Annotated in this window: 28 protein-coding genes; 11 read left to right on the top strand and 17 right to left on the bottom strand. The window is 34.1% G+C overall.

From position 1 onward, the window contains the following. Positions 1-176: 176 nt before the first annotated feature. The 4 genes from OLM57_RS09245 to purB form a co-directional block, all read right to left on the bottom strand. On the bottom strand, positions 177-944 hold the full coding sequence (locus OLM57_RS09245; RefSeq protein WP_264563415.1) for a DUF4145 domain-containing protein: 768 nt from the start codon (positions 942-944) through the stop codon (positions 177-179). 229 nt (positions 945-1,173) lie between these two features. Further along, a complete protein-coding gene (locus OLM57_RS09250) occupies positions 1,174-1,632 on the bottom strand; it encodes an SRPBCC domain-containing protein (RefSeq protein ID WP_264563416.1) in 459 nt (152 codons plus the stop codon). Positions 1,633-2,092: 460 nt separating this feature from the next. Beyond that, positions 2,093-4,333, bottom strand: coding sequence for a cation:proton antiporter (locus OLM57_RS09255; protein ID WP_264563417.1), 2,241 nt, complete (start codon positions 4,331-4,333; stop codon positions 2,093-2,095). Between the two features lie 163 nt (positions 4,334-4,496). Then, on the bottom strand, positions 4,497-5,843 hold the full coding sequence (gene purB, locus OLM57_RS09260) for an adenylosuccinate lyase (protein ID WP_264563418.1): 1,347 nt from the start codon (positions 5,841-5,843) through the stop codon (positions 4,497-4,499). Between the two features lie 232 nt (positions 5,844-6,075). Here purB and OLM57_RS09265 point away from each other — a divergent pair, with 232 nt between their 5' ends. The 6 genes from OLM57_RS09265 (at position 6,076) to OLM57_RS09290 (ending at position 11,782) form a co-directional block, all read left to right on the top strand. Beyond that, positions 6,076-6,972, top strand: a complete 897-nt coding sequence (locus tag OLM57_RS09265; protein ID WP_264563419.1) for a MerR family transcriptional regulator — start codon at positions 6,076-6,078, stop codon at positions 6,970-6,972. 36 nt (positions 6,973-7,008) lie between these two features. Beyond that, positions 7,009-8,478 carry a phytoene desaturase family protein gene (locus OLM57_RS09270; protein ID WP_264563420.1) on the top strand — a complete coding sequence of 490 codons (1,470 nt, stop codon included), beginning with the start codon at positions 7,009-7,011 and terminating at the stop codon, positions 8,476-8,478. A 4-nt stretch (positions 8,479-8,482) separates the two neighbouring features. Then, positions 8,483-9,322 carry a phytoene/squalene synthase family protein gene (locus tag OLM57_RS09275; RefSeq protein ID WP_264563421.1) on the top strand — a complete coding sequence of 280 codons (840 nt, stop codon included), beginning with the start codon at positions 8,483-8,485 and terminating at the stop codon, positions 9,320-9,322. 37 nt (positions 9,323-9,359) lie between these two features. Beyond that, a complete protein-coding gene (locus tag OLM57_RS09280; protein WP_264563422.1) occupies positions 9,360-9,800 on the top strand; it encodes a sterol desaturase family protein in 441 nt (146 codons plus the stop codon). A gap of 225 nt (positions 9,801-10,025) precedes the next feature. Next, positions 10,026-10,487 (top strand): SRPBCC family protein, encoded by a 462-nt coding sequence (locus OLM57_RS09285; protein ID WP_264563423.1) that lies wholly within the window; start codon positions 10,026-10,028, stop codon positions 10,485-10,487. Beyond that, positions 10,487-11,782, top strand: coding sequence for a cryptochrome/photolyase family protein (locus OLM57_RS09290; RefSeq protein ID WP_264563424.1), 1,296 nt, complete (start codon positions 10,487-10,489; stop codon positions 11,780-11,782). The genes OLM57_RS09285 and OLM57_RS09290 overlap by 1 nt, the downstream gene beginning before the upstream one ends. A 61-nt stretch (positions 11,783-11,843) precedes the next feature. Here OLM57_RS09290 and OLM57_RS09295 read toward each other — a convergent pair whose 3' ends face one another. The 8 genes from OLM57_RS09295 to OLM57_RS09330 form a co-directional block, all read right to left on the bottom strand. Beyond that, entirely contained in the window at positions 11,844-12,029 is a 186-nt protein-coding gene (locus tag OLM57_RS09295; protein WP_264563425.1) for a hypothetical protein, read from the bottom strand. Positions 12,030-12,644: 615 nt separating this feature from the next. Beyond that, positions 12,645-14,063, bottom strand: coding sequence for an SDR family oxidoreductase (locus OLM57_RS09300; protein WP_264563426.1), 1,419 nt, complete (start codon positions 14,061-14,063; stop codon positions 12,645-12,647). Positions 14,064-14,067: 4 nt separating this feature from the next. After that, the gene (locus OLM57_RS09305; RefSeq protein WP_264563427.1) at positions 14,068-14,751 is read right to left on the bottom strand and encodes an SDR family NAD(P)-dependent oxidoreductase; all 684 of its coding nucleotides are present in this window, start codon (positions 14,749-14,751) and stop codon (positions 14,068-14,070) included. Between the two features lie 11 nt (positions 14,752-14,762). Next, entirely contained in the window at positions 14,763-15,047 is a 285-nt protein-coding gene (locus OLM57_RS09310; protein WP_264563428.1) for a TIGR03643 family protein, read from the bottom strand. A gap of 31 nt (positions 15,048-15,078) precedes the next feature. Beyond that, entirely contained in the window at positions 15,079-16,563 is a 1,485-nt protein-coding gene (locus tag OLM57_RS09315; RefSeq protein ID WP_264563429.1) for a cryptochrome/deoxyribodipyrimidine photo-lyase family protein, read from the bottom strand. Next, positions 16,550-16,705, bottom strand: coding sequence for a DUF2256 domain-containing protein (locus tag OLM57_RS09320; RefSeq protein ID WP_116797443.1), 156 nt, complete (start codon positions 16,703-16,705; stop codon positions 16,550-16,552). The genes OLM57_RS09315 and OLM57_RS09320 overlap by 14 nt, the downstream gene beginning before the upstream one ends. Before the next feature lie 4 nt (positions 16,706-16,709). Beyond that, a complete protein-coding gene (locus OLM57_RS09325; RefSeq protein ID WP_264563430.1) occupies positions 16,710-18,017 on the bottom strand; it encodes an ABC1 kinase family protein in 1,308 nt (435 codons plus the stop codon). Beyond that, positions 18,017-18,676, bottom strand: coding sequence for a TetR family transcriptional regulator C-terminal domain-containing protein (locus tag OLM57_RS09330; protein WP_264563431.1), 660 nt, complete (start codon positions 18,674-18,676; stop codon positions 18,017-18,019). Before OLM57_RS09330 ends, OLM57_RS09325 begins: the two co-directional genes overlap by 1 nt. A 120-nt stretch (positions 18,677-18,796) precedes the next feature. On the opposite strand from OLM57_RS09330, the gene OLM57_RS09335 reads away from it, so the two are divergent. Further along, positions 18,797-19,708, top strand: coding sequence for a TIGR01777 family oxidoreductase (locus tag OLM57_RS09335; RefSeq protein ID WP_264563432.1), 912 nt, complete (start codon positions 18,797-18,799; stop codon positions 19,706-19,708). Positions 19,709-19,711: 3 nt separating this feature from the next. Here OLM57_RS09335 and OLM57_RS09340 read toward each other — a convergent pair whose 3' ends face one another. The 4 genes from OLM57_RS09340 to rmuC all read right to left on the bottom strand — a co-directional run bounded on the left by OLM57_RS09340 (position 19,712) and on the right by rmuC (position 22,656). Continuing rightward, positions 19,712-20,251 carry a YceI family protein gene (locus OLM57_RS09340; RefSeq protein WP_264563433.1) on the bottom strand — a complete coding sequence of 180 codons (540 nt, stop codon included), beginning with the start codon at positions 20,249-20,251 and terminating at the stop codon, positions 19,712-19,714. Positions 20,252-20,357: 106 nt separating this feature from the next. Next, positions 20,358-20,906, bottom strand: coding sequence for an acyl-CoA thioesterase (locus OLM57_RS09345; RefSeq protein ID WP_264563434.1), 549 nt, complete (start codon positions 20,904-20,906; stop codon positions 20,358-20,360). Between the two features lie 4 nt (positions 20,907-20,910). Then, positions 20,911-21,276 carry a 6-phosphogluconate dehydrogenase gene (locus tag OLM57_RS09350; RefSeq protein WP_264563435.1) on the bottom strand — a complete coding sequence of 122 codons (366 nt, stop codon included), beginning with the start codon at positions 21,274-21,276 and terminating at the stop codon, positions 20,911-20,913. A gap of 6 nt (positions 21,277-21,282) precedes the next feature. After that, entirely contained in the window at positions 21,283-22,656 is a 1,374-nt protein-coding gene (rmuC, locus tag OLM57_RS09355; RefSeq protein ID WP_264563436.1) for a DNA recombination protein RmuC, read from the bottom strand. A gap of 176 nt (positions 22,657-22,832) precedes the next feature. Between rmuC and OLM57_RS09360 the strand changes: the two genes are divergently transcribed. From OLM57_RS09360 to OLM57_RS09375, 4 genes are all read left to right on the top strand, one after another. Continuing rightward, entirely contained in the window at positions 22,833-23,699 is an 867-nt protein-coding gene (locus OLM57_RS09360) for a protease complex subunit PrcB family protein (RefSeq protein ID WP_264563437.1), read from the top strand. Positions 23,700-23,744: 45 nt separating this feature from the next. Beyond that, entirely contained in the window at positions 23,745-23,915 is a 171-nt protein-coding gene (locus OLM57_RS09365) for a hypothetical protein (protein ID WP_264563438.1), read from the top strand. Positions 23,916-24,068: 153 nt separating this feature from the next. After that, entirely contained in the window at positions 24,069-24,620 is a 552-nt protein-coding gene (locus OLM57_RS09370) for an RNA polymerase sigma factor (protein ID WP_264563439.1), read from the top strand. Between the two features lie 5 nt (positions 24,621-24,625). Continuing rightward, the gene (locus tag OLM57_RS09375; RefSeq protein WP_264563440.1) at positions 24,626-26,263 is read left to right on the top strand and encodes a hypothetical protein; all 1,638 of its coding nucleotides are present in this window, start codon (positions 24,626-24,628) and stop codon (positions 26,261-26,263) included. A gap of 88 nt (positions 26,264-26,351) precedes the next feature. Here OLM57_RS09375 and OLM57_RS09380 read toward each other — a convergent pair whose 3' ends face one another. Continuing rightward, positions 26,352-26,717 carry a hypothetical protein gene (locus OLM57_RS09380; RefSeq protein ID WP_264563441.1) on the bottom strand — a complete coding sequence of 122 codons (366 nt, stop codon included), beginning with the start codon at positions 26,715-26,717 and terminating at the stop codon, positions 26,352-26,354. Positions 26,718-26,822 lie beyond the last annotated feature (105 nt).

Below are 26,822 nucleotides of genomic sequence, written 5' to 3' on the forward strand. Positions count from 1 at the left end.
CCGTCCGAATACTTTCTAAATTTGAAGAGCTTTTTCCCAGCCTGACGTTCCCGCGCTACAAGCAGTTTGGGACTAAATTAAGCCCATTATTCGGATTTGCCAAATCATCCAAATACAAAACCGACTTTCCATTAAGCTGATTGCTCAAATCCGTTGTAGCTGTTATAAGCCGTTTTTTATCTTTTTGATCTGGGTTTGTTTTTTTGCACTATTTCAAAAGCACGTTCGTGTATATTTTGTTGATTTTTGTGATAAACATAATCTAAAATTAATTCAAGAAATTCATATGCATCAATTATGTCTTCCAAAGCAACTTTTCCTATGTGACTACCCTCATTTCCAATGATTTTGATTGCTAACAACAAATTAGATATTCGCTTATTTTTTGATTTATTCTGATAGTTCAGTATTCTAGCGTGTAATGTTCTAAAATCTTTTAATTTATTGTTGTGCCTATATCTTTTTGGCGCTTTTAAATCATCTAATATTAACTCGATTGAGTTTCTAATTCTGTTTGCGCATGATGACAAATCATTAAAGAAATGAGAAAATGAAAGTTTTAATTGTTCTTGGACTTCTTTGGGAACATTTTTTCCGATAGGAATTATTGCTAAATATGGATAAAAAAACTTTGGCTTATAATCATGATAACAAAATTCAACATATTGGCCATCTGAATCCTCATAAGCATCTTGAATATCTTTAAGGACAATACCTGAAACCGAAACTACTTCTCCGCAGTTTTTATTTTTACATTCTAATATTCCGCTAAAAACATATGATATGCCATAAGGATAGCTATACTTTATCATCTCCTCTTGACCAGGCATAAGTTTTGATTCTAATATTTTTATAGCAAGTATTCCAATATTACATTTTGGGCAAGTGTAATCTATGGGGTTATTGTTAGTAAATGTTCTTTTATGCCAAAGGTCTTTGTTCATATCGGTGTTTTAGAATGGCTTATAACGTGTATATATACGAAACAAACCTTCGTCAATCACTCCCAAAAGGTCGATAAACGAAGGTTTGTTTCGCTTTCTAGTCTCTCAAAAATAAGAAAAAAAAGATTACAAATCGATAAAAAGTGGTTTATTTTAGTGGATACTTTTTCGTACGTATGGCAGTATGCCTTTTGGATTTATTTGTTTGTGTTTTTTTAAATAGCAGTTGCTATTTTTCGCAAAGTTCTTTCAGCTTTTCGAGTGCTTCTGGGTAGGTGTTGTTCATGTACTCTATGAAATCATCTGTGGTGTCGAGGTCTACAGTAACGGTTGTTGTACCATTGTTTTCTTCGAAGGTGTAGTTTTCGTATCCGTTTGCCCATTTTTCGACTTCTGGTCCTTCTGTAATTTCGTTACCGGCTTTTAGAAGTCCATAATGTTGTATCGAGACAAATTGGTTGGGAATGTTTTCGGCTATCCTGGAAACCATGCCGCCCTGTTCTCCTTTGTCATCTACTCCGAAAAATAGAATTTTGTTTCCCTTGTCCCAAACTCCTTCATAGGTAGAGGTTGGGTTAAACAATGCTGTCCATTGCTCATACGTTGATTTATTGCTAATGCCAAGCATAGTATCGTATATCTTGGTTGCAGGTGCATTGATGCTTACTTTGTATTGTAACTTTTTCATACTTTAAATATTTAAATTAGCTTTTAGCGTTGTTACTTTCTATCGTACTTGGCAGTACTATGCGCTTGTTAAAATCCGACCAATCAAAACAAAAAGGGGATGCTGTGTTTGGTGACTACTGGAGTTTAATTGTTCTCAAATGTATAAAAAAGCACTATAATTTTATATTTTGTAAATATGAAAATAAAGTTAAAATACTGAAAACAAGTGTTTTGAAATAGTTGTTGTAAAGATAAAATGGCCTCGCTAGCCCCGATGGAAGCGATATCCTTTTATTCTGGGGTTCAGAATAAAAGATATAGTGTACAGCGGGAGTGAAGCCGTACTGAAAAACTAGGGTTGTGCTACTAGGTTGTATTCATAAAAAAATTAGCCGAAAATCACATCAATTTACACCAATTACTTAGTGCTCATTCCTGTAATTTGGGGCTAATAATGAGTTTAGTTTTATTCGAATGTTTTAATCATGACCCAAATCCGCCAATAGTTTTTTGTCACCAACGATCCATAGAATATCGTCTTTTTCCAGAATGACATTCGATTCGGGGTTCAAAGTTCGTTTGCCTCGTTTTTCAATTCCTACAATCAATCCTTGAGTTTTCTCCCTCAGTTTGGATTCTTTGATGCTTTTTCCTAAAAAGGTGTGGTTTTTTAATTCGATTTGGCGCAAAACAATATCGGGTTCAACGATTTCTGGTGAAACATCCATTTCGTGCTGGTCTAAATATTTTTTAAATTCCTGCACTTGGGCATCGGTGCCGATAACACAAATTTCATCACCTGGGAAAACACGTTCGTTCCTATTGGGAATATGTATCGTTATGTCACCCCGCTTTATCGAAACAATATTAATTCCTAAATTTTCCCTCATTTGGAGGTTTTTTAGAGATTCACCGGCTATATTCGATTCTGCTGCGATATCAAAGATGGCCATGTGACCGTCCCATGGAGACAAATGACTTCTGCTTCTTTTGGCTCTCGTAATCTCTCTATCGTTTAAATTGGACAAAAAATGATTTTCAATTTTATGGTATTGAATGTGTAATTTCTTTTGAAAAATCAAATAAATTACCACTGCAATTATCAATGTAATCAAAGCTATTATAGGAGAGAAAAATATATTTAATAATAAACCAATAAAGAAAATTGACAAGAGTATACGAATAAAGAATAACATTGTCAATGGGCCACGGGATTTACGGTCTTCCATTAATTGTTCGACTTCGGCAGTCGCTACTCTTCGGAAAGCGAGCGCCCACAAAAAAGGAGCGACTATGGCTAATGTGATTAATGCTCCCATTGTATTTCCCAGATGGTAATCGTCTACCAAAGGCAATAGGAATCGAGAGGACAGCAAAATGACAGCAAGAATTATCACAACAAGAATTATCACCTGAATCAAAAAAGCATTAATAACCGTTTGCCATAAACTGACTGTTTTTATGGCCTGGGTACTGGCAGAATAGCGTTCGATACGTTTGGTCCATTTTCGAGGTAAGTTATGCGCCAAATATTCAGAAAACGGAAGCGAGTATTTAATCATAAATGGAGTAGTAAACACCGTTACGGCAGAAACGGCCACTACTATTGGGTATAAAAAAGAATTTGTCGCTTTCAAAGTCACTCCCAAAGTGGCTATAATAAAAGAGAATTCACCAATTTGAGATAAACTCATTCCTGTACGAACAGAATCTTTTAAGGGTTGACCCGACAATATAGCGCCAAAAGTAGCACTAATGGATTGACCAAAAATGGTAACAAGCGAGAGAATTAGTACCGGAATGGCATGTTGGTACAGCGCATCGGGGTCAATTAACATCCCAACTGATACGAAAAATACAGCACCAAATAAATCTTTAACCGGTTTTACCAAATGCTCAATATGTTCGGCTTGGGTGGTTTCGGCAATGATCGAACCCATGATAAAAGCGCCAAGTGCTGGAGAAAAGCCAACATTTGCAGCAAAAATTACCATAGTTAAGCAGAGTGCTAATGATATGATAAGCAATGTTTCATCTGTGAGTAAATGTTTGGTTTTTTTGAGCACTGTTGGAATGATAAAAATGCCTCCTAAAAACCAAATTACAAGAAAAAAGACCAATTTTAAGACCGACATCAAAAGATCACCTCCAGAAAACTGATTGCTCACAGCTACTGTCGATAATAAAACCATCATTAATATGGCAAGAATGTCTTGAACAATTAATGAGCCAATGACGATTCCGGCAAATTTTTGAGTCTTAACACCTAATTCATCGAATGATTTTAAAATAATTGTGGTCGAAGAGATCGAGAGGATTACACCTAAGAAAACACTATCCATCTTGGGCCAACCCAGCCATTGTCCAACAGCATATCCCAAAATACACATGCTTACAATTTGTACTCCTGCCGTTATTGATGCGGTTCCGCCTACTTTCATTAGTTTCTTGAAACTGAATTCCAAACCCAAACTGAATAATAAAAAAATAACACCAATTTCGGCCCACACTTCGACACTTTTGATGTCTTTTACAGATGGAAAAAAATCAAAATGGTTTCCTGCAAGAAATCCGGCAATCAAATAACCCAATACCAAAGGTTGTTTGAGTTTTCTAAATATTAAAACAGCAATAGTCGCAGTCATTAAGATAAGACCCAAATCGCTGATTAATGGATTTAAATGGCTTGTGGTTTCTGTTACTTCGGCTAATAGACTCATAAATTAGATATTGCGGTTTATTAAACTGTTTGTGTAATAAATCAATTATGGCTAATTTACAAAAAAAGAAAATTCTTTCTGTCTTAGTAGTTTCGATATTTGTTTTTCAAAAAAAAAGCTACCCTAAAAAAGATAGCTTTTGTAAAAAAATAGTTCTTGTTTTTTAAATTCCCAAGAAATTACTTGGAGTAATTTGCATCAATTCAGCTTTAATATCATCCGAAACATCTAGCGTTGCAATAAAACCGTGAATCGCATTTTTGTCAATGGCTTCATTGGTTCTGGTCAATCCTTTCAAAGCTTCATACGGATTTGGATATCCTTCACGACGTAAAATTGTTTGAATGGCTTCGGCTACAACAGCCCAGTTTTTTTCTAAATCTTCGTGAAATTTGGATTCGTTCAATAATAATTTATTCAAACCCTTCAATGTCGCTTCAAAAGCGATTATCGTATGGCCCATCGGAACTCCAATGTTTCTCAAAACCGTACTGTCTGTAAGATCACGTTGCAATCTAGATAAAGGTAATTTGGCTGATAAATGTTCGAAAATAGCGTTGGCAATTCCTAAGTTTCCTTCAGAATTTTCGAAATCAATCGGGTTTACTTTGTGTGGCATAGCCGATGACCCAATCTCTCCCGCTTTTATTTTTTGTTTGAAATATTCCATTGAAACATACGTCCAAATGTCTCGGTCCAAATCAATAATGATGGTGTTAATTCTCTTTAAAGCATCAAAAAAAGCTGCAAAATGATCGTAATGTTCGATCTGTGTTGTTGGGAACGAATGGTGTAGCCCCAAGTTTTCTTCAACAAACTTACTTCCAAATTGTTTCCAGTCAATTTGTGGATACGCCACATGATGGGCGTTGTAATTTCCTGTAGCTCCGCCAAATTTGGCTGCAAATGGAATATTGAATAACAAACGCATTTGCTCTTCGAGACGCTCTACAAAAACAGCAATTTCTTTGCCCAAACGAGTAGGAGAAGCTGGTTGCCCGTGTGTGCGGGCCAACATTGGAATGTCCTTCCATTCTTGACTCAACTCTTTTAATTTTGATATCAATGTGATTAATGAAGGCATATATACTTTTTCAAAAGCATCTTTTGTCGAAAGCGGAATCGCAGTATTATTAATGTCTTGAGAGGTAAGTCCAAAGTGGATAAACTCTTTGTATTCTGATAAACCCAGTTTTTCAAAAGCATCTTTGATGAAATACTCAACTGCTTTTACATCGTGGTTGGTTACTTTTTCGGTCTCTTTTATCCAAAGGGCATCTTCGGTTGAGAAGTTTTTATAAATAGCACGTAAACTGTCAAATAAATTAGAGTTTACGTTTTTTAGTTGTGGTAAAGGGACTTCGCATAAAGCAATGAAATATTCGATTTCAATTAATACACGGTATTTTATTAAAGCTTCTTCAGAGAAAAAAGGAGCTAGAGACATTGTCTTATTTCTATAACGACCATCAATTGGTGATATAGCATTCAATTCGTTTAGAGTAGTCATTTTTTTGTTGTTTTTTCGAAAGGCACAAATATAAAGAGAATTTAGCGATTAGAAGACAGAAATTTAAGGTTTGACAAAGAATTTAGTTATAAAAAAGCGATTAAATTCATTCAGATTTTCAGTTTAAATAGCAAAAAAACATTAAATTAAAAGAGTATAAAATAAATAAGTGTGATTTTGTTTAAACAAATTTAAATAAATAGTATATTTGTTTAATAAATATAGAGTATTGATGAACAATGTAAAAAATATCTTTAGCATTAAAGATCTAGAAAATCTTTCTGGTATAAAAGCGCACACTATAAGAATTTGGGAAAAAAGATACAATGTATTGCAACCCATGAGGACGGATACCAATATACGTCTCTACTCATTAACAAGCCTCCAAAAGCTTTTGAATATTACCTTGCTGCACGATTATGGGTATAAAATTTCTAAGATTTCTACTTTTTCTGAAGAAAAAATTTCCGAATTGGTCAAAGGAATTATCTCCAGTAAAAATGCAAAAAATCATGCTATTAGTGCATTTAAAATGGCTATGATGAACTTTGATCAGGAACTTTTTTCCAATACATACAATTGGTTATTGGAAGAAAAATCTTTTAAGGAAATATTCCATCAAGTATTCGTACCTTTAATGGAAGAGATTGGTCTGCTATGGCAAACGGATACTATTACACCGGCCCACGAGCATTTTATCAGTTGTTTGATCATAAAAAAAATACTCGTCAACACCGAAAAAATTGAAAATAAAATACCAACAAAAACTGACAAAGTATTTGTTCTTTCCCTTCCTCTCAATGAGATTCACGAATTGGGTTTGATGTATTTGAATTATGAAATTGTTTCTAAAGGATATAAAGTAATCTATTTGGGAGAAAATATGCCTATTGATAATTTAAAAGATCTAAAAAAGCATTTTAATCCGATTGTGTTTTTGTCTTATCTAACGATACAGCCCGAAAGAGCTATCGTTAATGAATTTGTTGCGGCCATGAGCAATGAGTTGCTCGGGAACAATGCTGAAATTTGGTTAATTGGCAGGCTAACAGAACATATAGATCTAAATTTAATTGCTACTGATGTTAAAGTTTTCAATTCTATTTCAGATTTAGTCGAAAAGATTTGATATTCTGTTTAATCTTTTTGTATATTTGCTGAACAAATGAAAAAAACTATCTCAATAATTGGTTCTGGATTTTCAGCAATGGCTGCGGCATGCTATTTGGCAAAAAGTGGGCATAAAGTAACAGTTTATGAAAAAAATACATCAATAGGAGGAAGAGCCCGGCAATTGAAAGCCGAAGGTTTTACTTTTGATATGGGACCCAGTTGGTATTGGATGCCCGATGTTTTTGAGCGATTTTTTGCTGATTTTGGCAAAAAAACAACCGACTATTATGAGCTAATTAAACTTTCTCCAGCCTATCGTGTGTATTATGGAATAGATGATTTTATTGCTATTGCCGATAACTTGCCTCAAATCGTGTCCGATTTTGAAGCTATCGAAAAAGGGAGCGGTAAAGTCTTAATGGAATTTATGTTTGAGGCCAAAAGTAATTATGATATTGCTATAAAAGAATTAGTTTATCGCCCGGGAATTTCTCCGTTGGAATTGGTAACAGTTGAAACAGCAAAAAAAATTGGTCAGTTTTTTAGCAATATTAGTAAAGACATTAGAAAGAAATTCAAAAACGAGCGACTCATTCACATACTTGAATTTCCTGTTCTGTTTCTTGGTGCAAAACCATCCGATACGCCTTCATTTTATAGTTTCATGAATTATGCCGACTTTGGTCTGGGAACTTGGCATCCCAAAACAGGAATGTTTGATGTGGTTCGCGCTATGGAAAGCTTGGCGAGAGAATTAGGCGTAACTTTTGTAACCAATGCCAATATTGAAAAAATAAATGTTGAAAATAAAATAGCCCGTTCGATTACAGTCAACGGAAAAACAGTACCTTCCAATATTATTTTGAGTGGTGCCGATTACCATCATACCGAAACTTTATTAGATTTGGCCCATAGAGCCTATTCCGAAGCCTATTGGGACAGTCGTGTTTTTGCTCCGTCCTCTTTATTGTTTTATGTTGGTTTCAACAAAAAAATAAAAAATATTTCACATCATGCTTTGTTCTTTGATGTCGATTTTGAACAGCATGCCAAGGATATTTATGACGAACCGCAATGGCCCAAGCAACCTTTGTTTTATGCTAATTTTCCATCGTTGACAGATAAAACAGCTGCTCCTGATGGTATGGAATCAGCCTTTTTCTTAGTTCCGTTAGCTCCTGGAATCGAAGATACTGAAGCTTTGCGAAATGAGTATTTTGATAAAATAATATCCCGTTTCGAAATTTTGACCCAGCAAACGGTGAAGAAAAACATCATATTCCAACAGTCTTTTTGCAAAAATGATTTTGTATCCGAGTACAATTCATACAAGGGCAATGCCTACGGAATGGCCAATACACTTTTGCAAACTGCTTTTTTGAGGCCAAAACTCAAAAGCTCCAAAGTGAAAAATTTATATTTTACGGGACAATTGACCGTTCCGGGTCCTGGAGTTCCTCCTGCATTAATTTCAGGAAAATTAGTATCAGAATTAATAGATAAACAACTTTTAAAACAATAGAGATATGAAGCAGTTATTTGATGATGTATCCTTCAAGTGCAGTAAATTGGTTACCAAAAATTACAGTACTTCATTTTCTATGGCGGTTTATATGTTGGCGCCCAGCATTCGCGATGCCATTTACAGCATCTATGGATTTGTACGTTTTGCAGATGAAATTGTAGATTCCTTTCACGGGTATGACAAAGAAAATCTAATAATTGATTTTGAAAACGAGTATTATAAAGCAATGAAATCTGGCATCAGTTTAAATCCGATCCTGAATTCTTTTCAGCAAACAGTTAGGGAATATAATATTACGGATGAAATGATTCAATCGTTCCTCACAAGCATGAAACTCGATTTAGTTAAATCTGATTACCACAGCAAAGAGGAATACAACGAATATATTTACGGTTCGGCCGATGTAGTAGGATTGATGTGCCTCAAAGTTTTTGTCAAAGGAGATGAAGCCAAATACAATCAGCTAAAAGACCAAGCCATGCGATTGGGTTCTGCTTTTCAAAAAGTGAATTTTCTTCGCGATTTAAAGGACGATAATTTACTGTTGAACCGCAATTATTTCCCTGGAATCGATTTGAAATCTTTCGATGAAAATTCCAAAAAAGCAATAATTGAGGAAATAGAGGAAGATTTTAGGGAAGCCTATCAAGGAATCATAAAACTGCCTTTGGAAGCCAAATTTGGTGTATACACCGCTTATGTTTATTACAAAAAGCTGCTCAAAAAATTGGAACACACTCCATGTCACGAAATAGGGAACACAAGAATTCGGGTTTCCAATTATTCCAAAGCAGGGTTATTGGCGCAATCATTCGTATCTTATAAACTGAAATTGGTATAGCACTAAACGAATGAATTTTTAATTTAATAAAAAGAATATGATTTCCTTTTTGATATTTTTAGGTGTTTTTTTATTCATGGAATGTGTCACTTGGCTTACGCATAAATATGTCATGCATGGACTTATGTGGTATTTTCACGCCGATCATCACCAGCCCAAATACGCACATACATTTGAGCGCAACGACATATTTTTTGTCATTTTTGCGTTACCAAGTATCGTGCTTTTTTATTTTGGTGTGCAAGGCGGAATGAATTATTTGTTTTTCATCGGTCTTGGCATTACTACCTATGGCTTTTGCTACTTCATGATTCACGATGTATTGATTCACCAACGTTTCAAATGGTTCAAAAACACCAACAATAAGTATTTGATTGGCCTTCGAAAAGCCCACAAAATGCATCACAAACATCTCGGGAAACAGGATGGAGAATGCTTCGGAATGCTGTTTGTACCTTTTAAATACTATAAAATATAATAATAATTTGGGCATGACCGCGCTAAATAAAGTGGCTTAATTATAGGGAGCTTATAAAGCCACTTTATTTAGCGTGGTCGGGCTATCCGTTCCCGCTTTTTAGTATTGGGCAAGAAAAATGCCCAATACTAAAAGAGCTCCACTTTTATCCCTCATGCGAAAAACATGACGAATTTCGGGAAGATGTTTTGTTACAATTCACCCCATTATAAATCAATACAAAAAATGAAAGTATATAAAAAAGAAACCGTTCAACATGTCAATGCTTCGCTTGAGGAATGTTGGGCTTTTTTCTCCAGTCCCGGCAACTTGCAAAAGATAACACCAGAAACCATGGGGTTTCAAATCACCGATTTTGACAATCAATCAATGTATGCCGGACAAATTATCCAATACAAAGTGTCACCTCTTTTGGGTATAAAAATAAGTTGGACTACCGAAATTACCCAAGTCAAAGACAAATCCTATTTTATAGACGAACAACGTTTTGGTCCTTATAGTTTTTGGCATCACAAACACTTTTTTGAAGCCTCAGGAAACGGCGTAAAAATGACAGATGTAGTACATTATGCATTGCCTCTGGGTTTTTTGGGACGAATCATGAATTTTTTAATGGTCAAAAACAAACTGAAAGAAATCTTTGATTACCGTTGCACAAAAGTGGATCAGCTTTTTAATTCAAAATAATGTCAAAACAACAAGTATCTATTTTTTGGTTGCGTCGCGATTTGCGTCTCGAGGATAATGTGGCATTGTATCATGCTTTGCAATCCAAAGATCGAGTGATTCCGTTGTTTATTTTCGACAATGATATTTTGAATAGCTTGCCCAAAAATGATGCTCGTGTTGGTTTTATACATGAATCGCTTCAAAAAATAAACACACAACTCAACGCTATTGGAAGTTCTCTTTTAATCAAAAACGGAACTACAAAAGAAGTTTGGGAATCTCTTTTTGATGAATTTGACATTTCGGAAGTTTTTTTCAATAAAGATTATGAACCTTACGCTATAAAGAGAGATTTAGCAATTGATGCACTGGTAAAAGCAAAGAATGCACTGTGTTTTTCGTTCAAAGATCAGGTCATTTTTGAAGAACTCGAAATTACCAAAGCCGATGGTCTGCCTTATACTATTTATACACCATATAAAAATAAATGGTTGGAAAAATACAAATTGATGGCGCCACTTGTAGAATACGATGCCCAAAGTTATTTCTCGAATTTTTACAAAAGCAATTTTGATTTTCCTACTTTAGAGCAAATAGGTTTTGAGCAAAGTATCATTAAAGTACAGCCTCATAATCTCACACAAATAAGTAATTACCACGAAACAAGGGATTTTCCTGCTGTTGACAGTACATCGTATTTGTCACCTCATTTGCGTTTTGGTACAGTTAGCATTCGTAAATTAGTCAATTGGGCAGTTCGTAAAAACGATGTTTTTTTGAGCGAATTGATATGGAGGGAATTCTTTATGCAAATTCTGTTTAGCTTTCCCAAAGTTGTCAGTCATAATTTCAAATCAGCATATGATGGTATTGAGTGGCGCAACAATGAGGAAGATTTCAAGCGATGGTGTACAGGAACTACTGGTTATCCTATGGTCGATGCAGGAATGCGTCAGCTCAATGCAACGGGTTATATGCACAATAGGGTGCGTATGGTAGTGGCCAGCTTTTTGTGTAAACATTTACTGATCAGTTGGCAATGGGGCGAGGCCTATTTTGCCGAAAAACTATTGGATTATGATTTGTCTGCCAATGTGGGAAATTGGCAATGGGCTGCAGGAACAGGTTGTGATGCAGCACCTTATTTCAGGGTTTTTAATCCCGATATCCAACTCAAAAAATTTGATGAAAAAGGAATTTATATTCGCAAATGGATTGCCGAATTTGATTTAGGTTATAACTATCCAATGGTTGACCATGCTTTTGCAAGAGACAGGGCGGTTGCTGTTTACAAAGCCGGTATCTTGAAGTGATTTGCTGAATTGATTTAGGCTACCAAAAGTATACAGCAAGGCTTTATTTAATGCTTAATTACTAAAACGTACATTTTCTATTTAGGTAACTGTGCATTTCCATCATTACTATGAATGGAATGACTACAGGAAAAACAACAATTGTTACCAATAGCTGCGTATTCCAGCCATATTCATTTTTTGCTTTACTATAAGCAAATCCTAATGCTACAAAATAAGTGAAGATAAAATATAAGGCTACAAACATAATTTTAAATTTAATTATTTATAAAGGCCTAAGTGTCATTCTGTTGGAAGTACAATTTGGCGTATTTTTGATTTACGTTAAAAGTACAACAATAATCGACTAAGTACACATTATTTTACTTTTTATAAGTAATTACTTTTTCAAAAAACGTGCCGCAATTGTTCTTTTTGACTTTATTTTAGCTTTATTATTTTTTAATATATTCATTTTCAGGTATTTAAAAATGAAAGACGTTTATATCTGAGTGTTTTATTGTTGTGACTGGAGAATTTTTTTTAACACGTTTATTCAGCTATATTTCTCCATTCCAGAAGATTATCTAACTGAGGAACGATATGTTCTATGTTATTCATCCTCTGTCGAAATAACAAAACGGTTCTCCTCACTCTTTCTTTATAAAAAAAATCGTGTCGTTTCTTTGAAGTTGGGTGAGGGATGGAAATAAGCTACCAAAGAAGCATGTACAGCCCGACCCCATTGCGTAAAGGGGCTCTGTAAGCGTTGCTATAAGTAAGCCCCTTTGCGAAATGGGGGCACCTCCAAATTATCTTTTTTTGAAATGAAGGTATAAATTATTTTTGAAAATAGATATTTGCTTTAAACTCAATAAGGCAATTATTGTATCAACTTATTGAGCATCCCTTTAAAAATAAACCCGTGAAATGGCAAAACGGAATACCAATACAATTTTCCCCAAATGCCTGCAGGTTTAAAAGTGGCCGACTGATACAAAGTGTTGTTGATAATTTTGAATTCGAGCCATGCTTCGCCAGGTAGTTTCATTTCGGCGTATAGAATGAGTTTGCCTTCGATTTTGTCGGCATACAAAACCCGCCAAAAGTCTAACGCATCACCCGCGTGTATATCGTGTTTGTTGGTGCGTCCTCTTCGGGAACCGACACCTCCAAAAAGCTTATCGATAAATCCACGCAAATCCCACAACCAATCGCCGTAATACCAACCCGTTTCGCCGCCAATAGACCAAATTTGGTTGATGGTAAATGCTCGGTCTTGGATTTCCCTTTTTCTTCGGTCAATAAAACAGTCTTTCTTGGGAACTTTGAGATAGTCGCTTACGTTGCCTACAAATTGACCACTGATCATGGCGTCTTTCCAGCTCGATGCAATGGTGTCATTGTCAATTTTTACCAAGGCTTTGGAAAGTGACAGTTCATAAGGCATGGGAGTGATATTCAAAATGGAGTTGATGCTGTTGTCACGGCAAATAACTTCGACTTTCATACTGCTTACCAATGCAGATGCTAATTTATAAGAGGTTGAGGTTACAAAGTACAACCAATAGGATGATAATTTAGGCGTCATTACAGGTACAGTGTAAATATATCTTTTGAGATGGATTGCTTTGGCAAAGCCCAAAAGCATTTCTTTGTAAGTTAGAATGTCGGGTCCACCAATGTCAAAACTTTGATTATAAGTTAATGGATTGAATAATGATTTTGTCAAGAAATTTAAAACATCTGTTATTGCTATAGGTTGGCATTTGGTATTGAGCCATTTTGGGGTAACCATGATAGGTAATTTTTGGACTAAATCCCGAATAATTTCAAAGGAAGCACTTCCGGAACCTACTATAATTCCCGCCCTCAATGTGGTTGTGGCAAAGGTTCCAGTATTCAAAACGGCTTCCACGGCTTTTCGAGACGAAAGGTGTTTGGAGAGCGATTGGTCGTTGACAATTCCACTCAAATAAATGACTTGTTTTGCATTGGTCTGATTAATTCTGTCAACAAAATTTTCAGCCGAAAGATGTTCCAATTCATCATAATTACTGGCCGAACCTGACATAGAATGGATTAGATAATAAGCGGCATCTATGTCTTTGGGGATATTTCCCAACGTTTCTTTTTTTAAGAAATCAACTTCAATAACTTTTACCTTTTTTTCAAATTCTTTTGGGCAAAAAAAGCGCTGTTTGTCTCGTACACAACAAATAACGTCATGGCCTTGTTCTACCAAAATCGGTAAAAGCCGCTTGCCTACATATCCTGTTGCTCCTGTTAAAAGAATTTGCATGTTTTTACAATTTAAAACTTACTATTCCGTAATCCATTTCAAAAACTTGGCCCGAAATGGATTTAGCATTTTCGGAGATTAAGTAATTCGACATTTCGGCAACTTCACTAGGTTTGAGATAACTTTTCATTGGGTGGCGTTCCATCATGTTTTCTTTCATACGATCGTTTCTAAGAATATTTGCCGAAAGCGAAGTTTCGGTGATGGTAGGAGCAATGGCATTTACGCGAACCACTGAAGCCAATTCGGCACCAAGGGATTTTACCAATCCTTCGATTCCTGCTTTTGCGGTAGCGATACTGGCATGAAAAGGCATTCCTAATTTGGCCGCAACGGTGCTGAACAATACAATCGAAGGATTATTTCCTTTTTTTAGCGCAGGCAAATATTTCTGAATCGCTTTTACCGCGCCAATTACATTAATTTCAAAATCATTCCTAAAATCGTCAAGATTCAAACTCAAAATCGGTTTTAGCGTAATCGAACCGGGACAATAAATGAGAACATCTACCGCTTCAATTTCGGGCAAATCATCCTCAAGAATCGAAATAGGATAATGAATTAAGTTGGGATGGGTGATGTCAGGAGTAGTTCGACTGATGTTGTACACTTTGTTGTTTTCCAATTGCTGCAATAGGATAGCGCTTCCAATTCCTTTGCTTCCGCCAATGATTACTATGTTTCGCATATTTATGTTGGTTATCTTTTTGAGATTTTATTGTTATTTATTTGTCGTTGTCTCGAACATTTGAATCGGCCTTCTTGAAAGTTTCTTAATTTCTCGTGTTTTGTTTTTCGGCCTTGTACTCGTTCGCGCCACATTTTGAAACTGGATGGTTTCATTTCGGCGCGCATAAGGTTGATTACTTCCTGTTCTTTTAGACCAAATTGAATAAAAATCGCATCAAAAGTTGTTCGGTCTTCCCATGCCATTTCTATGATACGGTCTCTTTCTATTGGTGTTAGAGTAATTTTTGAATTCATATAAATCGATTTTTGTTGTAGTTGTGAATTTTTAGTCGCTATCTCCAACATCGGCCATAGTGTGTAATTTTAATATTCTGTTGTTTTCTTCTTTCACAAGAGGATTTTTCTTCATGTCCCACAAAAAATCACTTGCATGTTTTCTAGTTCGGTCAATATTCACAATTGGTTTTGGATAATCTACACCCAAATCAAAATTGCAAAATTTTTGATCCAAAAAAGTCATTTTTGATGGATTGTGAATGAATGGGATAGGTAGATTTTCTAACTCCGGAACCCATTTTTTTATAAATTCTCCATTAGGATCGTGTTCTAAACTGTTTTTTAACGGATTGTAAATGCGCAGCATATTGATTCCGGTTTCTCCAGCTTGCATTTGCAATTGCGGAAAATGAATTCCGGGTTCAAAATCCAGAAACATTTGAGATAAATGTTGGGTTGCTTCCTGCCAAGGCTGCCAAAGATTATGGGTAAAAAAGGAAACTACCATAGCCCGCATTCTGAAATTCAAATAGCCTGTTTGATTCAAGCATCGCATACAAGCGTCTATTATCGGGAATCCTGTTTGTCCTGTTTGCCAAGCTTGGATGTAAGAATCGTTTATTTTCTTTTTTAAAGTATGATAGCCTTTGTTGACGCTTTCAAATTCCATGATTTCTTCCATTTCAAATTTTTGAATGAAATGAGCTTGCCATGTTAATCTGGAGACAAAAGAGTCAATTTGTTTTTTGTCAGTACTGATAAATCGAAAATTGGCAGCTTTTTGTAAAACTTGTCTTGAGGATAAATTGCCCCAAGCAATATAAGGCGATAAACGGCTGCAACTTTTTCTGGCCAATAAAGGCTTCGAAATATTGCGGTTGTAATCTAAATACCGATTGGCAAAGAAACTTTCCAGATATTTATTGGCCATAGAACTTCCGCCTTTCTGAAAAGCATCATTTGAATTGGTTTCCAGAGGTATTGTTTCGAAATTGTTTTCAAGACTTACTATATCTTCCAAAGACATAAAATTTTGTGATTTACCCTCAAAAACAAATTGTTTGGAATTCATATAATCTTCCCAAAGACTTACCCAATTTTTTCTGTTTTCTAATTTTCTAAAGATGCCATTATTGATGTTCTCTTGCCAATGGATGACATTGTTTTTGCAAAAGCGTTTAAAGGATTTGTCTCTTTCATAAGTAGTTTTGATACCTGTCTCCTGATGGGAAAAAACAGTATCAATTTTGTAAATTTCTTGAATCGAATTGATAATCGAAATCACTTCGCCAGAAACGCTTAGGATTTTTGTATTGAAAGGAACAAGTTGTTGGTTAATATCTTGAATGGATTGTTTGATAAAGTTCCAATGTCTCTCGCTATAATGGCCATCATTTTGTAATGAATTTTCAAAAACATACAATAATAAAGTAGGCTTATTGGACTGAATGGCATTGAATAGGGCTTCGTTATCTTGCAAACGAAGATCTCTTTTGAACCAAACGATATTGATGTGACTTTTATTTGTGCTCATTTTTTTTGCTAATGATTTTGTTTCTCCTGCATTTTTCGCTACAATATTTCACGTCATCCCAAATATGTTTCCATTTTTTACGCCAATTAAAAGGACGTTTACATACCACACAAATTTTTGACGGCAGCCCTGATTTTTTCAAACTGCTATTCGTATTTTTTATACTGATTCACCACAATATTGGCTTTCAAATCAAATAACAAATTGTACAGCCCAAAAAAGGTTCGGTTCATATAAATAAAATGCTTCGAACCACGATTACCGTTCATTTTTTTCAAGTTGGTGTCTTTCGAGAATCGTTCTCCGAGTTGGGCAATATTTCCAAAAAATTCCGGATCCGAAAAATCAAAGGTTTCTCCCTGAAAAGGTTGAGTGAAAAGGGATAATAAATCATAAAACATTTGAGTGAAATAGGCAATCTCTTCCTCAGAATCATCCGCTCTTAGAATTTCCAATTCAAAAAGTTTTTTGTTGAACAATTGTTTGTTGTCAAGGATTTTTGGGTCTACCAATTCAAAATACGGAATGTAAAAATCATTTGGAATTTTCTTCATGCAACCAAAATCCAAAGCAACCAATTGAAGGTCATTATTAACCAAAAAATTACCAGGATGCGGGTCGGCGTGTACTTTCTTTAAAATATGAATTTGATACATATAAAAATCCCATAATGCTTGTCCCAGTTGGTTTCCTAATTCGTGATTTTTGTTTTTGGCAGTGAATTCAGAAAGATGAATTCCTGTCATCCAGTCCATCGTGATGATTTTCTCGGAAGAGAACTCCGGATAATATTCGGGAAAAACTAGATGCTCTATTTTTTTGCAAGCGGCAACGACTTCCTGACTTTGCTGAAGTTCGAGTATATAATTGGTTTCTTCAATCAATTTGTCTTCGACTTCTTTAAAATACTTATCGGAGTCTTTTCCTTGAAGATTAAACATTCGAATAGCAATGGGTTTTACCAAAGCCAAATCTGAAGAAATACTATTGGCAACACCAGGATATTGAATTTTTACGGCCAGTTTTTTACCATTTTTCATGGCAATATGCACTTGTCCAATGCTCGCTGCATTAACCGAATTGGCATTAAATTCGTCAAAAACTTCATAAGGTGTTTTTCCCAAGTTGGATTTAAAGGTTTTCAAAACCAAAGGTGCAGAAAGAGGTGGTACAGAAAACTGCGACAACGAAAATTTCTCTACATAGGCCTGTGGTAGGAAACTTTTGTCCATGCTCAGCATTTGGGCTACTTTGAGGGCACTTCCTTTTAAACTCTTTAGACCATCATAAATATCTTCGGCATTGTTTTCATTGAGTTTGTCTCGGGTCAAATCAGAGTTGACCATTTTTTCTCCGTAATATTTCAAGTAGTTCACACCTACTTTTGCACCGGTTTGCACCAGTTTTGATGCTCTTTCAATTTTGGAAGTTGGGATATAGTCTATCGTTTTCATTATTTGTTGTTTATTTTTTCTTTGAAAATGAATTTTCCAAAATCAATTAAGCTATCAATAGGTGTAATGGTTATTAATTCGAAAGAAACTTTAACTGATTTTTCGATGTAGATATCTGTTTTCTCAAATGAAGGGGATGAATCTTCCATCCAAAATTTTAGGGTTAACAGAAATTGAACCCAAAATGATTCGGTTAAAACTTTTTCTTGGTATTGTTGTAGTTTTTCAATTTTAATTCGAAAGTCATCTGTAATTATTTCGGAGATATAGTCTTTGAATTTGGTTCTAAACTCAGACAGAATCATTAGGTTTTTCAGTTGATTTTGGTGCTGTTTCAAAGCCATGATTGTATAGCTTCTATTGGCGGTAATTAATTCGAAGAAAGTAAAGTAAAAACTCAGCAGTTTGGTTTTCATGTCGTAACTTTCGTAATTATCGTCCTTCTGCAAGAGTTCAATTGTTTTGTCAAAAAACATATTGAATATTTCTTTTTCGATACTTTCCAATGTGCCAAAAAAAGTATAGAATTCAGCTTCTGTAAAATCATTCACTTTGGAAAAATGAAATACAGATTTCGGTTTTTCATTATGTTCTAAAGTATAGTTCATATACATTGACACAATAAGGTCTTTGGATAAAGGGGATTTTTTAGTTGCCATGATAATAGATGTTTAATTTGATTGTAAAGATAACGATGTTTAACTTATTATTAATAATGTTAAACAAAACATTAACTTATATTTGCATAATCATAATTGATAGCCCTAATTTATATAGTAATGAAAAAGAATGTTTTAATAACAGGAGGAACAGGATTTATTGGAAAGTATCTTACAGACGAACTAGTGCAAAGAGGGTTTTCTGTTTCAATACTTACCAGAAACAGTAAAACGAATACAAATGATATTTCTTATTATATTTGGGACGTATCGACTCAAAATATTGAAGAGGCAGCAGTGCTCAATGCTGACTATATTATTCATTTGGCTGGTGAGAATATAGCCGATAAAAGATGGACAGCCAAGAGGAAACTTGAAATTATCGAAAGCAGAACACAATCGGCGCAATTGATTTATTCTGTACTTAAAAAACACAATCATAAACTTGAAGCTTTTGTATCGGCCTCCGGTATTGGAATTTATGGTGCAATAAACGGAGAAGGAATCTGTACTGAAAACACATTGCCTGCCAATGATTTTATTGGAACTGTATGCCAAGAATGGGAAAAATCGGCTGATTTAATTGCTAGTTTAGGAATTCGAACCGTAAAAATAAGAACGGGCTTGGTTTTGGGAAAGAATGGGGGAATATTAAATAAACTTACTCCGATTTTTAAAAATAGCTTTGGGAGTGCTTTGGGGTCAGGAAAACAATACATGCCTTGGATACATATTTATGATTTGTGTGAAATGTATATAGAAGCCATTAAAAACGAAAAAATGGTTGGTCCTTATAATGCTACAATCAATGACAGTACTACTAACTCAACTTTTTCAAGAGCATTGGCCAATAATTTTGGTTATTCTATTTGGCTTCCTAATGTGCCGACTTTTTTAATCCGATTAGGAATGGGAGAAATGGCCTGTATTGTTTTGACAGGTAGGAGAGTTTCTTCGGATAAAGTCAAAAGTTTGGGTTTTAGATTCCGATTTAAGAGCCTAATGAGTGCACTAAAAAATTGTTTGAATTAATGTTTATTTTAAAATACATTCAATTTTAGTATTTACATTTTTTGAAACTTTGGCAATTACAATACTTGGGATTACAATTTTAAAATCATCTGTATTCAAATTAAAATGAGATTCAATTTTGATACCGTCTAATACTCTTTTAATTCTTGCTGTAACAGTGATTAACTTGGTTTGACCATGTATTTGTATTTTTCCTTTTATTTGGTATTCTTTCTCTGTTTCAGTAATGTCTTTCAAATCAAATTTTTCAATAATGCCTTTAAAAATGGCTTTTGAGTACTGATCACTTTCCATGTAATTGTTGTTGAAATGCTCTTTCATCAAATCTCTTTTGAATTCAAACTTTTTGATGATGGCGACAAACGTAATCTGACTTTTATCGGGTATTAAAACACAACTGACTGCATCGTTTTGTGCTTCAACTTCTTCAAACAAAGGTACTGAAGCTTCAAAATGGATAATACATTTTGAAGTAGTCAACTTTTCCTGAGCTTCGATTGCTGAAATAGATAAAATGAGAAATAATAGAGTAAAACTTTTCATGATTTTTTCTATTAAGGATTCTATCTAAAGTTACATTTTTTTGAGGACAATTATATCAAAATTTCGAAAAAAAATAGAAAAGGAGAAGGATTACTCTGGATAAAAACTAATCTAAATTAATTTGGACATTATATTTTTTTAGCCCTTCCAATGTTTCTTTTGATGTATAATTGAAAACCTCTTCATGCAGATCGCGCTCTTTTTTCAGCGCTATTTGTTTTAAAGAATTGCAAAAACGTTTTACATCTTCAAAATTCGATAAAATTAAACCGGGAACCGCTACGCTATTGCCTTCATTGTCTTTGGCTACCATTGTAAAATAGGAAGAATTACAATGCTTTTTGTAACCGGTCTGAATGTTCTCTGCTTCTACACGAATGCCTACAATCATTGAACTTTTTCCAACATAATTTACCGAAGCTTTCATGGTCACGAGTTCGCCCACTTCTATGGGTTTTAGAAAATTTACGGTATCTACAGATGCCGTTACACAATAATTTCCCGAAAATTTGGAACCACAGGCAAAAGCAATTTGATCCAGAAGTGATAAAATATAACCACCGTGAATTTTTCCGCTAAAATTGGTATGTGAAGGCAGCATCAATACCGAAATGCTGACATGAGATGAAACAACTGTTTTGTATATTTTCTCCATAGGTTTATCTTTGGTCAAAAGGCGATTTTTCCTTTTGAATTGATGTTATAAAATACCTGGTTTCTCCCCACCAGACAAAGGTTCTGTACTTTTCGACATAAGTAAGCTTGACGTATTGTCCTTGTAAATCTTTCATTTTTTCTATTACCTCTTTGTCACTGTCCAAAACTGAAAATTTAAAAATTTGAGCGCCAGAAATCCCTTGGCTTAATTCCCCTTCCCAAGTTTTGATGACAACACCTTTATGACTTAATCGAATCAATTCGCCAGAGCGTATGCCTTCGCTAACAGGAACATAATAAATAAATGCAAAATAACTTAGAAAACCAATAGTGATTAATACTAAAATAAGGGCTAGAAATTTTTTCATGTATTGTTAATTTAAAAGTGAATTTTCGTCTGTTTCGGCTCTTTTCAAAATATTTTCGGGAAGTGCTTTTTTGGCTTTGGCTCCCATTTTTTTGAGTTTTTCAACACTGGTAATCAGGTTTCCTTTTCCATCGACCAATTTGTTCATGGCACCTTGGTATTCTACTTTGCTCTCGTCTATTTTTTTTCCAATTTTTATTAAATCGGTTACAAAACCTTCAAATTTATCATACAATGCTCCAGCTTGTCGTGCAATCTCAAAAGCATTTTCCTGTTGTTTTTGGTTGGCCCACATGCTGTCAATCGTACGCAAAGTTGCCAATAGGGTAGATGGGGTAACAATCACTATATTTTTTTCGAATGCTTTGTTGTATAGTGAGGTGTCTTCATTGAGCGCTATCGCAAATGCGGGTTCCATAGGTATGAATAACAAAACAAAATCGGGACTCTCTATTTGGTACAAATCCTGATAATTTTTGTTTCCCAATTGTTCTACGTGCAGTTTTATCGAATTCACATGCTCTTTTAAATAGCGAGTTTTTGCAGCTTCATCATCATCTTCATTAATATACTTTTCATAAGCAACCAAAGAAACTTTAGAATCGACAACCATCTTTTTTCCGTCAGGTAAATTGACAACAACGTCTGGGAATACACGATTGCCATCCTCAGTGGTATGGCTTTGTTGCACTTCGTATTCGCGTCCTTTTTCCAATCCCGATTTTTCAAGTACACGTTCCAAAACCAGTTCTCCCCAGTTTCCCTGCATTTTACTATCGCCTTTTAAGGCTTTGGTCAAGTTGATGGTTTCCTTGCTCATTTGAATATTCATTTCGCGCAAGCCCAATATTTGTTGACGCAAAGCAGCGTGGTAATCGATGCTTTCTTTGTGGGTGTCTTCGACTTTTTTCTCGAATAATTGAATTTTATCCTGCAATGGAGTCAGGATATTTTTCATATTCTCCTTGTTTTGCTCTGTAAATTTATTTGATTTCTCTTCTAATATTTTATTGGCAAGATTCTCAAATTCTTTGGTGAATTTTTCTTGAAGTTTCTCGACTTCTTCTTTTTGTTCTTTGTTGCGTTCCCAAAGATTTTCAAAATCAACTTCTTTTTTAGAAAGTTGTATAGCCAAGCTGTCTTTCTCGTTTCTGATATTTTCTTTTTCTGCATTGGATGTTTCCAATTGTTTTTCGAAAGTATTTTTATCGAGTAAAAACTGCTCTTTTTGTTGGTTAAATTGTGAATTTAGTGCAATTAGTTTCTCTTCTAGGCTCACTTTTTCAGACTGAAAGCGTGCCGAAAAAATGAGTTTTCCAATAAAGATACCGATTGCAAGAGCAATAATAAAAACCAATAATAGAGGAAGAATTGTTAACATAGATTTTCTTTTTTAAAAAAAGTAAAAGTACGCATTAATACGTAGTACTTAATTTTTAAAATTTAAATTTCACTAAATTTTCTGAATCTAATACTAAATCAACAATTTTAAAAACAAGTGACGCAACCTTTTTCTTAAAGGCACATCTTATAGATATAACTTAACAAAATAAAGTAATGAAAAAAATAATTTTAGTATTGTTCATAGCATTTGGCTTTTATTCGTGTACAGATACTCCGGATTATAATACTCCCAACTGTGGAAATGTAACAAATCTTGCATACGAAAGTTTTAGCTATTGCGGTACTTTAAAAGAAAGCCCAAAACAGCCAGTATTTGTCGTTTTAAATTCGAAAGAAGAGTTTGATAAAATATTCACAAGTTGTCCGACATTCGCAGCTATTGATTTTCCTGATTTTACCCAAAAAAGAATATTGGGACTTTTCGCCGGACCAAAACCAACGAGTGGGTATTCTATAAAAATCCAATCGGTTAAACAGGATGATTGTCAGATTGTAGTTGAATTTTTTGAAACTGAACTTACAGGCGATGCAGTGACCCCAACAGTAACATATCCTGCCGATTATATAGTGATTCCAAAATCGAGTAAGCCTATTTTCTTCCAAAAAGTCAATCAGATTAAGGACTATGTGGTTATAGGAACATATTTTGGTTTATGTTCTGGGACTGATTGTCAGCAATTTTATAAAATAGACAGTCAAAAAGTACTTCATTATTTAAAAGTGAATTATGGCTCATATGATTTTAATCAGTACGGTTTTAAAACATTGGTTTATAAAGATGATTTAGCTACTTTTTTGCAAAAAATCCCAACCGAAATTACAACTTTAAAAGGACAAACAAAAACGTTTGGTGAGCCAGACTCCCATGATCAGGGTGGTGTTTATTTTGAATGGAATCAAGGAGGTGTGATTACTAAAATATATTTAGATACTGATAATACAACCGATCAAAGTCAAAATGTTATCCTTTTTAAGAAAGCAATTCAAGATAAAATTGCCGAATTGAAAACTAAATCTTAAATTTTTTAATATTGAAATAGCATCATAATTCTAAAATAAAAGCACATGAAAAATTTAATTTTTATTATTTCTTCATGGGCTTTTTATAATTTGAGAGGTAAACAAATTTCCATGAAAGAAATTATGAACAGTGAGCCTGAAAAATCTTTATTTTTACAAATGAGGGAGAATTTATTTCTGTTGAAACAGCTCAAAATTATTTTGAAAATGCTATAAAAGTTAGACCTACTTTTGCAGAGAGTGTTTGGGAAATCAATACTAATGACGGTTTGTTTTTGACTAATCAAAAAAGTGTATTCAAAGGCGAAATGGATAATGCCGATTAATTGAAATCAAAACTAAAATAACAACAAATTCAATATCATTTTTTTGAAAGAAGACGTAGAACAATATATTAAAAGGTGCGCCGAAAACGACCGAGAAGCACAACTGAAATTATATCAGTTGTTTTCTCCTGTTTTGTATGGACTGTGCCTTAAATATATGAGAAACGAAGATGATGCAAAAGATGTTTTTCAAGAGGCTTTTGTTATTGCTTTTCAAAAAATAGGGCAATACAAATTTGAGGGAAGTTTTGAAGGTTGGATAAAACGTATTTTCATCAATAAATTATTAGAAACATTAAAGAAGAAGAAAAAAGATATTTTGTTTTTGGATATTTATGATATTGATGAAGAAGTAAGTGATGAAGACGAATTGGTAATGGAGCCTATTCCACAAGAAAAATTATTGGAATACATACAAGAATTGCCAGACCAATACCGAATGGTCTTTAACTTGTTCGTTTTCGAGAAAATGAAACACAAAGAAATCGCAGAGTTGCTTCAAATAACAGAAGGAACTTCTAAATCGAATTTGAACAGGGCAAAAGGGATTTTGCAAAAAAAAATTTTGGCGGTATTAAATTGTAAAATAGCATGAAATTGATGAAAAATAAAGAAACTAAAACTATTTTTTCTTCATTGGAAGACTTCTCCAGTATTCCACCTCCCGAGTTGTGGGATAAAATTGAAGCACAATTAGACGAACCTAAAAAAAATAAGCGAGCCATTATTTGGTGGACGATTGCTGCTAGTTTGGTAGTTGGACTTTCTGTTCCGGCTATTTTGTATTTTAATTCAAATCAGCAAAGTGTCATTGAATTAAATATGGAAAATAATGCAGATGGAGTTGTTTTTGAAAAGAATTTGGAAGACAATACCAATATAGATAAAGGCAGGCATTTTAATGGCAATGTGAAAAGCAACAGTAATTCTAAAAATAGTTTCAATCAAAACCGTGATAATGACAGTACGGATAAAAAAACCACAATTGTCAAATTAAATACTATTCAAATACATTCAAATCATAACCAGATTGTTACCATTTCAAACAATTCTTCTATAGCGGAAAAAAAATCAAGATTTAAGAATGCGGATCAAAATAAAAGAGAATCAAAATCCAATTCGGTAGTTGCGAATCAGAATTCAACTTCAATAGCTTCAACATCAAAATTAATAGTTGGCAATACTGTTGAAGTTGCTAATTCAAATTCCAGTGATAAAGCTTTAGTAAATAATGAAAATAAAAGCATTTCACAGTTGAATGCTGATAAAGATGATTTAGAAAATTCAATTTCCAAATCATCATTGTCAATTGATAAGTCAACTCAAGTGAGTAATATAAATGCCAATAAAGTGGCTATAACTAACCAAGAAACTAGTATTGAAAAACCTAACAGCAATAAAAAATCGATAGAAAGTGCAATCTCAAAAGATTCACTTAGCAAAATAAAATCAGAAGTTGCTCAATTAGAACAGGCTTTAGTGCAGGTGGAACTGGATAAAACAAAGAAAAAAACAATATCAGAAAGCATTGATAAATGGTCACTTCAAGTGTTTGCAGGAGTTATGAGTTCACAAAATTACAACAATGAAAAAGCTCTTGGAAACACTGTAGATTCAAAACAATCCAATGGTTATGGAGTGAAGACCAACTACAAACTGAACAAAAAATGGGGAATAAGTTCTGGATTTAAAATTAATGAACTTGGGCAAAAAATAGCAGGGGTTTCGTATTATGAACAACAAAGTCGTTCTGGAATTGTATCAGGTACTTTGCCAATTGTAAATACTATTTATCAGCCTAGTTCTTCAAAAAACAATTATGAAATTGTTTTTATTTCTAATAATCAAGATTATATGTTTGCATCAAATTCCAATGTTGATAATGGTTTTGAAAAAGGTAATGTGACTCAAAACTTAAAATATTTTGAGATGCCTTTAGAGGTTTCTTATGTGCTTTTAAGCAAAAAGAAAGCCAATATTACTATGAATACAGGAGGTTTTGTCGGTAAGTTAATTTCTAATGATATTGCTTTGAATGGCAATTCTATAGGAGAAAATAAAAATGTAAATGATTATGTGTACGGAACTTTATTGAGCAGTACTTTGCAATATGAAATCTATAAGAAAACCAAATTTTTTATCGAACCAGGAATGAATTATTATGTAAATCCATTAGAAAATCAATCGTTCAATCAGTTTCAATTGGTGTTTAATGTTGGGTTAAATGTTTCGTTTTAGTTTTAAAGCCTTAATAAAAAAATGCTAGATACTCTGGAGAGCACCTAGCATTTTGAGTTTAAAATTTTTTTCAAAAAGACCTTAACTCTTACTCATCCAATTTCTGATTTCCTCGATCTATGTGATTATCAGGATTTGAGTTTGGATATCGATTCGGTGTTATATCCGAATTTCGATCTCTATTTTCTAGTGTTTTTTTCGTGTCTTTTTCTGTTAAAACTCCACGGTTCAAACCTTTTTTTTCTAGTTGATCTGTATCGATTTCTTCCGGAAGATTTGGAATGGTACCTTCAATATTACGAGCTCTTTGTACTACTTTTTCATTCCCGTGACTATCAATTTCTATTTCTTCTTTAAGTTTTGATGTTTCTGGATTCAAGCTTCCAACAATAGATTCGGTGTCTGAATTTTGCTTGTTATTGGTTTTTTTAGAACCTAAATTATTGCTTTCCATATCGTTAAATTTTAGTGTTACTACTGTAATTACTATAATGGTACGCTTTTTTTCTACAGTAATTCAATTATTTAACAAAGCGTTTGGTTTAAAAAACGAAATGTG

It is taken from the genome of Flavobacterium sp. N3904 (genome assembly GCF_025947305.1).
GTDB lineage: Bacteria > Bacteroidota > Bacteroidia > Flavobacteriales > Flavobacteriaceae > Flavobacterium.

Excerpts from the sequence above, each read along its gene's own strand:
- OLM57_RS09265 (WP_264563419.1), top strand. The coding sequence starts at position 6,076 with ATGAACAATGTAAAAAATATCTTTAGCATTAAAGATCTAGAAAATCTT.
- OLM57_RS09340 (WP_264563433.1), bottom strand. The coding sequence starts at position 20,251 with ATGAAAAGTTTTACTCTATTATTTCTCATTTTATCTATTTCAGCAATC.
- OLM57_RS09290 (WP_264563424.1), top strand. The coding sequence starts at position 10,487 with ATGTCAAAACAACAAGTATCTATTTTTTGGTTGCGTCGCGATTTGCGT.
- OLM57_RS09380 (WP_264563441.1), bottom strand. The coding sequence starts at position 26,717 with ATGGAAAGCAATAATTTAGGTTCTAAAAAAACCAATAACAAGCAAAAT.
- OLM57_RS09330 (WP_264563431.1), bottom strand. The coding sequence starts at position 18,676 with ATGGCAACTAAAAAATCCCCTTTATCCAAAGACCTTATTGTGTCAATG.
- OLM57_RS09300 (WP_264563426.1), bottom strand. The coding sequence starts at position 14,063 with ATGCAAATTCTTTTAACAGGAGCAACAGGATATGTAGGCAAGCGGCTT.
- OLM57_RS09270 (WP_264563420.1), top strand. The coding sequence starts at position 7,009 with ATGAAAAAAACTATCTCAATAATTGGTTCTGGATTTTCAGCAATGGCT.
- OLM57_RS09360 (WP_264563437.1), top strand. The coding sequence starts at position 22,833 with ATGAAAAAAATAATTTTAGTATTGTTCATAGCATTTGGCTTTTATTCG.
- OLM57_RS09350 (WP_264563435.1), bottom strand. The coding sequence starts at position 21,276 with ATGAAAAAATTTCTAGCCCTTATTTTAGTATTAATCACTATTGGTTTT.
- OLM57_RS09250 (WP_264563416.1), bottom strand. The coding sequence starts at position 1,632 with ATGAAAAAGTTACAATACAAAGTAAGCATCAATGCACCTGCAACCAAG.
- OLM57_RS09315 (WP_264563429.1), bottom strand. The coding sequence starts at position 16,563 with ATGAGCACAAATAAAAGTCACATCAATATCGTTTGGTTCAAAAGAGAT.
- OLM57_RS09295 (WP_264563425.1), bottom strand. The coding sequence starts at position 12,029 with ATGTTTGTAGCCTTATATTTTATCTTCACTTATTTTGTAGCATTAGGA.
- OLM57_RS09335 (WP_264563432.1), top strand. The coding sequence starts at position 18,797 with ATGAAAAAGAATGTTTTAATAACAGGAGGAACAGGATTTATTGGAAAG.
- purB (WP_264563418.1), bottom strand. The coding sequence starts at position 5,843 with ATGACTACTCTAAACGAATTGAATGCTATATCACCAATTGATGGTCGT.
- OLM57_RS09245 (WP_264563415.1), bottom strand. The coding sequence starts at position 944 with ATGAACAAAGACCTTTGGCATAAAAGAACATTTACTAACAATAACCCC.
- OLM57_RS09375 (WP_264563440.1), top strand. The coding sequence starts at position 24,626 with ATGAAAAATAAAGAAACTAAAACTATTTTTTCTTCATTGGAAGACTTC.
- OLM57_RS09325 (WP_264563430.1), bottom strand. The coding sequence starts at position 18,017 with ATGAAAACGATAGACTATATCCCAACTTCCAAAATTGAAAGAGCATCA.
- OLM57_RS09305 (WP_264563427.1), bottom strand. The coding sequence starts at position 14,751 with ATGCGAAACATAGTAATCATTGGCGGAAGCAAAGGAATTGGAAGCGCT.
- OLM57_RS09310 (WP_264563428.1), bottom strand. The coding sequence starts at position 15,047 with ATGAATTCAAAAATTACTCTAACACCAATAGAAAGAGACCGTATCATA.
- OLM57_RS09345 (WP_264563434.1), bottom strand. The coding sequence starts at position 20,906 with ATGGAGAAAATATACAAAACAGTTGTTTCATCTCATGTCAGCATTTCG.
- OLM57_RS09280 (WP_264563422.1), top strand. The coding sequence starts at position 9,360 with ATGATTTCCTTTTTGATATTTTTAGGTGTTTTTTTATTCATGGAATGT.
- OLM57_RS09365 (WP_264563438.1), top strand. The coding sequence starts at position 23,745 with ATGAAAAATTTAATTTTTATTATTTCTTCATGGGCTTTTTATAATTTG.
- OLM57_RS09285 (WP_264563423.1), top strand. The coding sequence starts at position 10,026 with ATGAAAGTATATAAAAAAGAAACCGTTCAACATGTCAATGCTTCGCTT.
- OLM57_RS09275 (WP_264563421.1), top strand. The coding sequence starts at position 8,483 with ATGAAGCAGTTATTTGATGATGTATCCTTCAAGTGCAGTAAATTGGTT.
- OLM57_RS09255 (WP_264563417.1), bottom strand. The coding sequence starts at position 4,333 with ATGAGTCTATTAGCCGAAGTAACAGAAACCACAAGCCATTTAAATCCA.
- rmuC (WP_264563436.1), bottom strand. The coding sequence starts at position 22,656 with ATGTTAACAATTCTTCCTCTATTATTGGTTTTTATTATTGCTCTTGCA.